At 63.1% G+C, this 11,537-nt stretch carries 8 protein-coding genes; 4 read left to right on the top strand and 4 right to left on the bottom strand.

Features of this window, described 5'->3' with window-relative positions; genetic code table 11:
- The first annotated feature begins 174 nt into the window (after positions 1-174).
- Entirely contained in the window at positions 175-897 is a 723-nt protein-coding gene (locus SR3_RS13615) for a GntR family transcriptional regulator (protein ID WP_068086854.1), read from the top strand.
- 59 nt (positions 898-956) lie between these two features.
- On the opposite strand, the gene SR3_RS13610 is transcribed toward SR3_RS13615, so the two are convergent.
- The 4 genes from SR3_RS13610 to SR3_RS13595 form a co-directional block, all read right to left on the bottom strand.
- On the bottom strand, positions 957-1,715 hold the full coding sequence (locus SR3_RS13610) for an SDR family NAD(P)-dependent oxidoreductase (protein ID WP_084455528.1): 759 nt from the start codon (positions 1,713-1,715) through the stop codon (positions 957-959).
- Positions 1,716-1,730: 15 nt separating this feature from the next.
- Complete coding sequence (locus SR3_RS13605; RefSeq protein WP_157098837.1) at positions 1,731-2,090, bottom strand: hypothetical protein; 360 nt, start codon at positions 2,088-2,090, stop codon at positions 1,731-1,733.
- Between the two features lie 3 nt (positions 2,091-2,093).
- Positions 2,094-3,968: a linalool dehydratase/isomerase domain-containing protein gene (locus tag SR3_RS13600; RefSeq protein WP_157098836.1), complete on the bottom strand. Its 1,875-nt coding sequence runs from the start codon at positions 3,966-3,968 to the stop codon at positions 2,094-2,096.
- A gap of 232 nt (positions 3,969-4,200) precedes the next feature.
- Positions 4,201-6,561, bottom strand: a complete 2,361-nt coding sequence (locus tag SR3_RS13595) for a TonB-dependent receptor (protein WP_068086842.1) — start codon at positions 6,559-6,561, stop codon at positions 4,201-4,203.
- 357 nt (positions 6,562-6,918) lie between these two features.
- On the opposite strand from SR3_RS13595, the gene SR3_RS13590 reads away from it, so the two are divergent.
- The 3 genes from SR3_RS13590 to SR3_RS13580 all read left to right on the top strand — a co-directional run bounded on the left by SR3_RS13590 (position 6,919) and on the right by SR3_RS13580 (position 11,534).
- On the top strand, positions 6,919-8,127 hold the full coding sequence (locus tag SR3_RS13590) for a hypothetical protein (protein ID WP_068086839.1): 1,209 nt from the start codon (positions 6,919-6,921) through the stop codon (positions 8,125-8,127).
- A gap of 5 nt (positions 8,128-8,132) precedes the next feature.
- Positions 8,133-9,116, top strand: a complete 984-nt coding sequence (locus SR3_RS13585; RefSeq protein WP_068086836.1) for a phosphotransferase family protein — start codon at positions 8,133-8,135, stop codon at positions 9,114-9,116.
- 150 nt (positions 9,117-9,266) lie between these two features.
- Complete coding sequence (locus tag SR3_RS13580; RefSeq protein WP_084455527.1) at positions 9,267-11,534, top strand: TonB-dependent receptor; 2,268 nt, start codon at positions 9,267-9,269, stop codon at positions 11,532-11,534.
- Positions 11,535-11,537 lie beyond the last annotated feature (3 nt).

Below are 11,537 nucleotides of genomic sequence, written 5' to 3'. Positions count from 1 at the left end.
CGGTGAAGGGCAGGTCGAAAAGGGCCGCGATCTCCGCGCGAGTCCAGTCGTTGCGGGGGACAGACATGTTTGCTTCCTTCATCAATGGGGCAAAGCCTTTTGAAAACCGGCCCCATCGACACTCGGATGCATAGACCCTTGCCGAGAGGCGGTAAAATAAACCAGAATGGCAAAATGACCGACAGCCCCGCCACCCTTCAGCCGATTCCTGCTATAGCACCAGACGCCGCGCCGTCTGCCGATGCCGCCGCCTCTGACAAGGTGGCTGAAACGATCTTGCAGGGCATCCGCGCGGGCACTTTCGCCACCGGCCAGCATCTGGTGGAACCCGATCTGATGCGTCGGCTGGGGATCAGCCGTGGGTCGCTGCGCGAGGCCCTCAAGCGGCTGGCCAGCGAGGGCATCGTCACCCTCACGCGTTTCCGCGGCGCCTATATCTCGGCCTTCGATCGCAAGACGGTGTTCGATCTGCTCCAGATGCTCGAACCTCTGTTCTGCCTCGCCGGGCGTCTGGCCGCCGAACATTGCGACACCCCGGAAAAGGTCGCGCAGGTAATGAAGGTCACCGCCGATATCGAGGAGGCGGCCCGGCATCACAACCGCGCCGTCTATATGCAGCAGCGGCGCAATTTCTACGCGGTGCTGATCGAGGTGGGCGGCAACCGGGAACTGTCGCGCGCCATGCCGATGGCACGCACCGAGCTGTTCCGCGCCCAGATCGAAAGCGCCCTGTCCGAACGGCAACGTCAGATGCATGCGGGCGGCTATCTGCGGATCGCCAAGGCCGTGGTCGAGCGCAATCCGGCCACCGCCGAGCGCGCCATGCGCAAGCATTTCGCCAGCACCCACAAGATCATCAGCGAATTGCCCGATCACGCCTTCTCGACCTCCATTTGACTCTTGGCTCCGCCGCGTTTTCCGGGCCGCCGGGCGCAAGCACCCGGCTTGAAAACGCTTTAGGCCATATGCCCGCCGCAATTGGCGTAAAGGATCTGGCCAGTGACAACCGCTGCCCGGCTTGAGGCGAGAAACAGCACGGCCTCGGCAATCTCCTCCGCTTCGGCCAGGCGCCCAAGCGGCAGGCTGGCGGTCACCGCCTGCACGGCGCCCGTACTGTCCTGCTCCATCAGATCACGCACCGTTTCGGTCCATGTCGGCCCGGCGGCCACCGCATTGACCCGGACGGCGGGCGCCAGTTCGGCGGCCAGACTGCGGGTGAACGCCTCGACCCCCGCCTTGGCCGCACTATACGCCGCCAGCCCCGGCGTGGGAAAACGCGCCGCCGTCGAGGACATGTTGACGATGACGCCCCCGGCGGCCCGCAGCGCGGGAGCCGCCGCGCGGCACATGGCGAAGCTGGCCCCCAGATTGCTGGCGATGGTGGTGGCGAAATCCTCATCGCTGGTGTCCTCCACCCGCGCCGTGGGATACCAGCCAGCGATGTTGGCCAGAATATCCAGCCTGCCAAAGGCGTTCACAGCCCTCGCCACCGCCGCTTCGGCGGTTGTGGCCCGCGCGGCATCGCCCGCCAGCCCCACACAAGGCATGCCGGTCTGCGCGGCAATGGCTGAGGCCGTCTCCTCGATCCCCGCGGCATCGCGGGCCACCACCACGACCTTCGCGCCGCGTGCCGCCAGCATCTGCGCCACGGCTCGCCCGATCCCACGCGAGGCTCCGGTGACGATTGCCGACTTGCCAGCAAACTCCTGAGTCATCGGGATATCAAACCCTTAATGCTGCGCGCGCGGAAGCACGATCCGCCGCACCTGCCCCGGATCGCCGCCCGTGCAATATTGCGCATAGACCACGATCTGACCCCGCATCCGCCCCACCGCCGTATCGGCCAGCTGATAGAGATGCTCGCCATGCTGCGTGTAGACCCACCAGCCGCCCAGCACGACCTCCACCGCGAACAGACACGCCAGGCCCGCGCGCACTGCGGGCCGGGCCAGCCAGCTCCGCAGATGACGCAGGGCAGTATCCTGCGGTTCCTCCGGGCGGGGCGTGGCGAGGCCCCAGAACACCGCCCAGCGCCGCAGCACCGCCATCACATGCGCCATCAGCAAAGCGGCAAGGAGGCAGCAGGCCATGGCTCAGACCTGCGGCACAAGATCGAGCGGGCTGCGCCGGTCGACGAAGACCTCAAGCGAGGCGCGGCCATCGGCCCCCGCCACAAGCTGCTGCCCCGTCTGCACCACGCGATAGCTTCGCCCCGGCACCAGCCGCGCAAAGCCCAGCGAGCGCACCCCCGGCTGATCCCCGGCCCGCAGCGCCAGATTGAGCGCCGCCCCATCGCTGACGGCGCGGGTCACGATCACCTCGGGATAGGGCGCCTCGGCCAGCAGGGGGCCAGTGCGCCAGGCTGCGGGCAGGCCCTTGTTGACCATATCGCGCACCGTGTTGGTGCGGGTCCATGTCATGGCGTCGGACATGCCCGCGCCATAGTCGCGGTCGATGGTGGTGCGGGTGGCGGTGATGATATCCTCATCGCCCATTTCCTGAGCGGCCCACAGCGTCATGGTCAGCGGGATCAGTTCGGGCCATTGATCATAGGAGAAATTGGCCGGCTTGCGCGTGTCCCAGCCCAGCGGCAGCAGCTTGTAATCCAGCGTGCCATCGGGGCGCAGCTTGATGAAATCCTGTTTGAGGACATGCCACAGCCGCTCGGCCTGATCGGGGGCATGCGGCGTCATGAAACGGATGCCCCATGTCTCGCCGAACAGGCCCGAGAGGCTGGGCACCTGAAAGCCGAAGGGCGATGAGGTGCAGACCTTGATGCGGCCATCGGCCATCATCATTTCCTCGGCCATGGTCTGTTCGAAACGTTCGCCCACGCGAGACACCATATCGGTGCCATGGCGCCCATCATGCAACGCCAGGCTGGTGCGGCCGACAAGATTGCACATCGAATAGATCCAGCGCGGCTCGCAAGGGAACCAGCCCAGATCATAACGCCGGAAGTTCTTCACCACCTCTTCCAGCATGGTTTCGTGGTTGTAGGCGAAGGCCGTGCTGTCATCCCAGCGGAAGGTCAGCGCGCCGGGCCGGGCGAAGGGCGAGGTGCCGCTGGCCGTCTCGAACAGGCCCAGCGACACGCCCAGAAAACCCGAGAGCATGATGTTGTCGATGGCGACGGGGTTCTTGCGGATCTCGAAATTGCCCCACAGGCTTTCCCAGAACCAGTAATTCCACGTCTTGCGGTCGATATGCTTGCGGATCAGGCTTTCCTGCGCCCGGTTGAGATAGCCATGGAACGCCGGAAGCTGGGTGTATTGCCCAAAGGCCAGATTCCACGACATCGTGCAGATCTGATAGCGCAAGGCGCCATCCTGCCATGTGTCGTCCATGCCGAAGCCCTTCCAGCTGTCCACCGGCTGCAGGGCCAGATCGAGCATGCGGCGGAACTCGGCGATCTGCCCCTCGGGCATTTCATCGGAGGCTTCGATGGGAGCATCGCGCAGGATCGGTTCTGCCTTGGCGAGGCTGATGTTCAACTCCTTGCCACGCTCTTGCTGCGCAGCAAAGCGCTGCCGCCGCTGCCATGCGAGCCAGAGGAACAGCCCCGCCATCCCTGCCGGGATCGCATAGGCCATGGCGGGCACGCCGGCACGGCCTTGCACCCACCATGAAGAAAGCAGGGCGCTGCCGATCAGCACCGCCGGCGGCCCGAGGATCACGCCGCGCGCCCACCAGATGAACATGATCCACGCGAACGCTGCCAGCGACACCGTCGCCGCGATCACGCCGACCACCCCGCCAGCATAAAGGAAGCCTCCGCCCGGCAGCATGATCCCCAGCCCCAGCGCCTGCCAGCGCGGCGCCAGATCCGCCGCAACCGGGAACAGCGCCGCCAGATAGATCACCGCCAGCGCTGCATAGAAACGGTTCAGGCGGCGGCGCGTCAAAGGCCCCAGCCGATGCTCACGCGAGGGAATCGGCGGAATACGCTCGACAAGTGGCGGCGCCATGCGAGGGGCATCCTTGCCGATCGGCTGCGACGTGATTGCTTGGGAAGCCATGGACATACCTCGCTGTCTCGATGCCTGCATCGGTTCCGGAGCGGCACCGGATCATCCTCTGGGCGCCGCTTTGCGCGGCTGTCTCTTCATGGATATCGTACGACGAAATCGAGCGATGAACAATCGCTATTCGCCCTGGTTGCAAAAGGGCGTCTGGCCTGAACCAGACGCCCTCCCGCTGTCAGAAGCGATAGTTGAAGCTCATGCCATAGGTCACCGGCCTGCCGGTGTAACGCAGGTAAACATCCTGACTTTGCAGTGCGTTGACCCAATAGTAGGTGTTGGTCAGATTGCGGCCCCAGATCTGGAAACGCCATTTGTCGTCGGGGTCACGCAAGCCGATCTGGGCATCCAACAGGGCATAGGATTTGATCGCCAGTTCGGGGATCGAGCCAAGGCTGGCCTGAGTCGCCGAATTGTAGGTCAACGCCGTGCCAACAAAGCCGTTCAACCGCGAACTGATCGGGAAATCATAATCCGCGCTGCTCACCACCTGCCATTTGGGCGCATAGGGGAACGGCGTTCCCGCGTAGCTCTGCAACACGCCGGCATTGTTATAGCCGGTGAAATTGAGGATCTTGGTGTCGAGATAGGTGGCGGCCACATTCAGGTTCAGGCCTTTCATTGGCCTTGCGGTGACATCGGCCTCGGCACCCCAGACGCGCGACTTGGGGATTTGCACCAGCGCGTCGAGTGGACCGAAGACCGCATCAAGAATACGGCCGCGCAGCTGCTTGTCCTTATAGTCGTAATAGAAGACCGCGCCGTTCACATGCAGCGCCCGCCCGAACAAAGGCTGTTTGAAACCCACTTCATAAGCGGTCAGCGACTCCTGCTTGACCGGCTTATATTGCGTGTCGAAAGACGCCGATGTCGTGGGGAAGCTTCCCGCCTTGTAGCCACGGCTCACCGTTGCATAGAGCAAGCCATGATTAGCGGTCTTGTAATTGATGCCACCGCGCCATGACAGATTGTGTTCGTTCAACTGGCTCTGGATGGGGGCGATGTAGGGGACGCCATAGAGCCCACTGACCCCGTTGATGTCTGGCGACCCATGGAAGGTGACGCAGCTGCCCTCGGGAATGGTGATGAAATTGCCGGTGGTGTTGATTCCCGATTCGATCGCAGTAAAGGCATTGGCAACGCCACCACCCGGTTCGTCCAGCGTACAGCCGCTGAATTTTCGACGGCTGTCGGTGTAGCGCAGGCCACCTTGCAAGGTGAGATTGGGAATCACCTCATATTCGGCATTGGCGAAGACGGCGGCAGTCTGCACATCCTGCTTGGTAAAATTGGAGGTGAAGGTCATGTGATCGGGGCCGACCCATGATGTCGTCGAATCTCCGAAGTTGTAATAGAGGCGATCATAGGTCCAGTCATATTCGTAATTGGCGCCCAGCACCCAGTTCAGGCGGGGCATTTTGCCGGTCAGCCGCAGTTCCTGCGACACTGTGTCGATATAGCCGCGCACGAAATTGTCGGCGACATTGCGCGCGGTGCCATCGTAATCCGATGTCGAATTTTCTTTATAGCGCTCGTAAGCGGTGACCGAGGTTAGAGTGATGTTCGGATTGAGTATGTAATTGATCCGCAAGGCACCCTGCAGGAAATAGTCATCGTTGCGCAGTGGCCCGACATTGGTCGACCAGTCCGCCGCGCGAGCATTGCGCGCCGGATAGGGGTAGGCCAGAGTCGCCGCAGCAGGTGGATTGCCCGGCACCGAAATAAAGGTTGCGATGCGCTGCGGCGCCTGCGTGTCGGAGCGATCGCGCCAGCCGTTCACATTGAGCGAGACCGTCAGCCGCGAGGTCGGCTCCCAATCGAGCAGGATGCGGCCCTGCAATTCGCGCTGGGCGCCCAGCGTATCGGCGCGGGTCGCGCTGTATTGCCAGTCGCCGCTGCCCACCACGCGGGCGGCGATACGGCCCTTCAGATTGGAGGTGATCGGCCCGCTGACATAGCCTTGAAGATCCACCGCATTGAAGCGCCCGAAGCTGGCATTCACGCCTGCCGACAGCACATTGGTCGGTTTGGCGGCGACATAGTTGATCGCGCCGCCGGTGGTGTTGTTGCCGAAGAGCGTGCCCTGCGGCCCTTTCAGCACCTCGACGCGCTCCAGATCGAGCGAGGCGGCCTTGGTCATGGCGCTGAAAGGCAGCGGCACTTCATCGGTGTAGACCGCCACCGTGGGCGAGGCGGAAAGCGTTGATTCATAAAAGCCCACCCCGCGCAGCGTATAGACCGGCGTGTTGAAGGGGGAAGGCTGGGCGGTCAGACCTGGCACGATCTTGGCCAGATCCGATGTGCTGTTGATGCCGCGCTTGATCAGCGTGTCGCCGGTGGCGGCGGTGATGCTGAGCGGCACGGTGTTGATCGACTGTTCGCGTTTGTTGGCGGTCACCACAATATCGGCGGGACCGATGTCGGGCTTGCCCGATTCGGCTTTCGGTGGAGCAGCGGCATCCTCGGCGCTGGCCTGCTGGGCACAGGCCAGCATGCTCAAGGAAACGCCAAGCAGGGCCCAAGATATCTTTTTAGCCATCTCGTCATCCTTCCCTCTCGCGAACCGGCTATCCGCAACGCGCCGCCAGTCTCACTGAGAGGGAGCCTAATCCCGGCGATAAAATCCGTCAATATCGTTCGACGATTTCATATCATGGATTCGTCCGGCAATGCTTGAGCAAGGATGAAGCGAGCCAGACGCCAGAGCGGATGGCACCTCAGAAAGGCCGTAACCCTTGAAGTTTCAGGCTTTCCGCGCTCTCGCATCAGCACTCGTGCAAATTTAACTGGACGAAATCGTCCGACGCTTTATACATCAATCTTGGGAACAGGAGCCACACAAGGCAGGGCAAAAAAGCCCAAACCCGGAAATCCAGCATAGAGATTGGAGTCGGAAATGACCGTCATATTGCCCAATTCTCCCACGCGATTCGTGCGCAATGCCATGGAAGACATCGGCATGATCACCGCGCTGGACGAGATGCTCAACCACCAGATCGTCGATACATTCGCCACCGCCGCCACGCCCGATCATAGCTGGACCGAAAAAATCTGGACCGCAATGGTCCGTAAGGACGGCGCTCTGGCGATCGATTTCGGGCTTGGGCGCTATCATAATCGCGGCGTCATGGATGGCTGGGCGGCGGTCTCACGCGGGGGGCAGCAATGGACGGTGCGCGCCAACCGCGAACTGCGCGACGATCCACTGGTCACCAGCGTCGGCCCCCTCACCTATGAGATCATCGAGCCGCTGCATCAGGTGCGCTATGCCCTCGCCCCCAACGAGCATCAGCCGATCGCCTTCGATGTCACCTTCACCTCCGAAATGGTGCCCTTCTTCGAAGACCGCCATCGCCAGCGCGAGAAGGACGGCTTCCGCGTCGGTTCGGATGTGGTGCGCTATCACCAGATCGGCGTGCCTTCGGGCTGGGTCGAGATCGAGGGCGAGCGCATCACCATCGATCCGGATGAATGGACAGAATATCGCGATCACAGCTGGGGCGTGCGCCTCGATGTCGGCGCGCATAATGCCGATATCCGCCCCACCGCCGATTTCGGCGACGCCCGCTTTGGCGAGGGCGAATTCATTCTGGTGTGGAGCCCCTTCATGCTGGTCTCCCCCAACGGCGAGAAGGTCGCCTATCACTTCTACCATCAGGTCAAGCAGGGCCGGGTGTTCTACTCATCGGGCTATCGCAACCATCCGGATGGCACGCAGGAAAAGGTGGCCCGCGTCCGCCCCGAACTGCGCTATGACGATGCGACGCGGCGTCTGCTGGGCGGCACGGTCCATTTCGACATGCTGCAGGGCGGCACCCATAGCGTCGAGATCGAGGTGATGGGCACATCGGGCGTGCATCTGGGGCCGGGCCTCTATCTGGGTTTCGACGGGCGCAAGCATGGCAGCTGGCAGGGTGAACTCACCGTGGAAGGCGAGGCTTTCGCCGACACGCTGGACCGCAAGACGCTGGAACGCATCCGGCAGTTGCGTGACTGCCCGATCCGCGTGCGCGAAGGCGATGCGGTGGGCTATGGCATCATGGAAACGATCATCCACGGCGCGCATCCCGATCTGGGACTGACCGCCGCCAACACGCTGGTCTGACCGCCATGGCGCGCGACACCGACCACCTTGCCCGCGCCCTGCGCGGGTGGCTGCCGCGGGGGGCAGCAATCACCGGGGTCAAGACCCTTTCGGCAGGTCATTCGAACGAGACCTATCTGGTGGAGGGGCTGGATGAAATCCTGCGCCTGCCGCCCTCGGAGGAAGGTCTGCTGCCGCCCTATGACATGGCACGGCAGCATGCCGTGCTGTCGGCGGTCAGCAAGGCCGCGCCGGGGGTGCCGTTGCCTCCGGTGCTGGATCTTTGCGAGGATCCCGATGTGCTGGGCGATCCCTTCTTCCTGATGGGGCGCATCGATGGCGAGGCCTTCGAATACACCGTGCCGCCATGGCTGGCCGCCGATCCCGTGGCGGGCGCCGACAGCGTGTGCCGCCAGTGGTTCGATGCGCTGCTGGCGCTGCATGCCATGCCGGCCTCGGCCATGCCGCCCGGCGGGCGCAGCGTGACGGAGGAAATCCAGCACTGGCTCGATGTGGCGCGCGGGGCCGAGGCCATGCGCCCCCTGATCGCCGTACTGGAGGATCTGGCCAAACGCCCACCGCGCGAATCCGGCCCGCCCACCCCGGTGCATGGCGACCCCAAGCACGGCAATTGCCTGTGGCATGAAGGGCGGCTGACCGGCCTGCTCGACTGGGAAATGGCGCAAGTGTCGGAGCCCCTGCTCGATCTGGGCTATGTTCTGATGTTCCACGATCAGGGCGAGGCCTCGCTGGCGGCGGCCGGTTTCGAACTGCCGGGATGGTGGTCGCCCGAGCGCATGATCGCGGAATGGGAGCAAGGCACCGGGCGACAGGCTTTCGACATCCAGCGCTATGCCGTGCTGGGGCAGGCCAAGGTGGCGGCGATCATTTCTGTCGGCGCGCATCTGTCCGCCACGGGGCGTATCGCCGATCCGCGCTTCAAGGCCTTTGCCGCCTTGCTGCCCTCCTATGTCCGCCTGCTGGAGGAGCGTGCTGCCGTCGCGGGCTGATCCTCTCTCCACATCAGTCCCGCGCATGCAGAAGGGCCGGCGATCCCGCGTGATCGCCGGCCCTTTTTGCCGGTAGCTGCAATCCGTCACTCAACAGACGCGCCAAACCCTGCGCATACAGAGAGGATAAAGCATAAAGGGAGGGATGGGATGTCAATCTCGATGAGGGCCATGCTGCTGTCCGCCGCAGCCTTGTTGAATCCGCTCATGATGGCGCAGGCCATGGCTCAGGAGGCGGGGGCCACCGGCCAGAACACGCAGAGCGGCAATGCCGAAATCATCGTGACGGCGCAGCGCCGTTCGGAATCGCTGATGAAGGTGCCCATCGCCATGTCCGCGCTGTCGCAGGACGATCTGGTGAAGCGCGGCATCAACAACACCAGCGCGCTGGCGGGCGAGGTGCCCTCGCTTCAGGTCAACAGCCCCTATGGCGAGAGCCAGCCCAACTTCACCCTGCGCGGCATCGGTGTCGCCAATGAGCACAATCCCAATCAGGCCTCGCCGGTGGGCATCTATTTCGACGATGCCTATATCGCCGCGCGCGCGGCCCATGGGTTGAACCTCTACGATCTTGAACGGGTCGAAGTGCTGCGCGGGCCGCAGGGCACGCTTTATGGCCGCAACACCACCGGCGGCGCGATCAACTTCATCTCAAAGAAACCCAGCCTGCATGGCGATGGCGGCAATCTTCAGGTCGGCTATGGCAGCTACAACACCGCGACGGCGCAGGGCGCGCTGGAAACCACGCTGAAGGACGATGTGGCGGGGCTGCGTGTGGCCTTCAACTATGCCCATGGCGATGGCTACATCAAGAACATCGCGCCGGGGCAGCCCAACACCAACTCCACCGATTCCGTGGCCGGGCGCGCGATCCTGCGCGTCAATCCCACGGAAAAGCTGGACATCACGCTGAAGGGCACCATCGGTCGCTCCAACCCCACCCAGGCCGCCATCTACAATCTGGGCGTGGGCGCCAATGGCTACAATCCGGTGCTGGGCACCAGCCGGGCGCAAAAGGGGCTGAGCTTCTTCGAAACCGACAGCCAGCGCGTCGGCCATTCCTATATCTATGCCTATGGCACCGAATTGACGGTGAAGTATCAGCTTTCCGATGCGATCTCGCTGATGTCGCTCAGCTCTTTCGATCATGTGACCCAGGAATTCACGCAGGAAGGCACAGGTCTTGAATCGACGGTCTTCAAGCAACCGCTCGATACGCTCTATGGCAACCGCTTCACCATGTTCAATCAGGAGCTGCGCGCCAGCTATTCGCAAGGCAGCACCAATGTTCAGGCGGGCGCTTATTACGGCTATGACAAGGATCGCTCCAACAGTTACTACTGGCTGCTGGACGGCGGGGCGATGGATCACCAGATCTATGACCAGATCCGTAAATCCTACGCCATCTTCGCGCAGGGCGACCAGAAATTCGGCGACCATCTGAGCGTCACGCTGGGCCTGCGCTACACGTGGGACCGGCTGAGCTACCAGAATTACACCTCCTACCTCACCCCCGCCAGCCTCTACACCGGCACGCGCGACACCTCGACCTTCCCTTATGCGCAAGGCACCTATATCTTCGGATCGTACAATCCGGCGAGCGGCAGCTACACCTCCGGCCCGCCCCTGCCGCTCAGCAGCCAGGCGCTGACCGGGCGCGCGGCGGTCAATTACACTTTCAGCAGCGGGCCCATGCTCTATGCCAGCTATGGGCGTGGTTATCGCAGCGCGGCCTATTGCGGCCAGTGCTTCCTTGGCCCCACGATCACCACCACCAAGCCGGAAAGCGTCGATGCCTATGAAGTGGGCGCCAAGGGTCGCTTTGCGGGCAACAGCATTTCACTCTCCGTGGCCGCCTTCCTGATGAATTACCGCAACCAGCAGATCAACGAGACCGAAGGCGCGCAAGTCCTGCTCGACAATGTGCCGAAATCGCGGATCAAGGGCGTGGAGTTCGACGGATCATGGACGCCGGTCTCCGGGCTGAAGCTGGCGCTCAACGGCTCCTGGATCGATGCCACCTATACGTCGGCGCAATTGCTGCTCGGCTCGGTGGCGGGCAACCGTCTGCCCTATGCGCCGCGCTGGCAATTCAGCGGTCATCTCGACTGGCGGATCGCCGAGATGGGCAAGGGATCGCTGAACTTCACGCCCTCCTTCGTCTACACCGATCGGGTCTATTTCACGCCCTACAACACAGCGCAGGGCAACGGCAATCTGACCCAGGCCCCCAACACCAAGGTCAACGCACAGCTCAGCTATGACACGCCAAGCTATACGGTGCGCGTCTGGACCAACAATCTGTTCAACGCCAGGACCTTTGCCGACGGGCTGGACCTGCGCGCCTCCTTCGGCTTCGACTATCTGGTGCAGGCCCCGCCGCGCACCTTTGGCGTCAGCTTCAACTACCGCTTCTGACCT

The organism is Novosphingobium rosa NBRC 15208, from assembly GCF_001598555.1.
Lineage (GTDB): Bacteria > Pseudomonadota > Alphaproteobacteria > Sphingomonadales > Sphingomonadaceae > Novosphingobium > Novosphingobium rosa.
Note: the sequence above shows the minus strand (reverse complement) of the source record. Positions and strands in the feature narration are given on the sequence as shown.

Coding starts and splice junctions, on each gene's coding strand:
- SR3_RS13615 (WP_068086854.1), top strand. CDS start 175: ATGACCGACAGCCCCGCCACCCTTCAGCCGATTCCTGCTATAGCACCA.
- SR3_RS13610 (WP_084455528.1), bottom strand. CDS start 1,715: ATGACTCAGGAGTTTGCTGGCAAGTCGGCAATCGTCACCGGAGCCTCG.
- SR3_RS13605 (WP_157098837.1), bottom strand. CDS start 2,090: ATGGCCTGCTGCCTCCTTGCCGCTTTGCTGATGGCGCATGTGATGGCG.
- SR3_RS13600 (WP_157098836.1), bottom strand. CDS start 3,968: ATGGCGCCGCCACTTGTCGAGCGTATTCCGCCGATTCCCTCGCGTGAG.
- SR3_RS13595 (WP_068086842.1), bottom strand. CDS start 6,561: ATGGCTAAAAAGATATCTTGGGCCCTGCTTGGCGTTTCCTTGAGCATG.
- SR3_RS13590 (WP_068086839.1), top strand. CDS start 6,919: ATGACCGTCATATTGCCCAATTCTCCCACGCGATTCGTGCGCAATGCC.
- SR3_RS13585 (WP_068086836.1), top strand. CDS start 8,133: ATGGCGCGCGACACCGACCACCTTGCCCGCGCCCTGCGCGGGTGGCTG.
- SR3_RS13580 (WP_084455527.1), top strand. CDS start 9,267: ATGTCAATCTCGATGAGGGCCATGCTGCTGTCCGCCGCAGCCTTGTTG.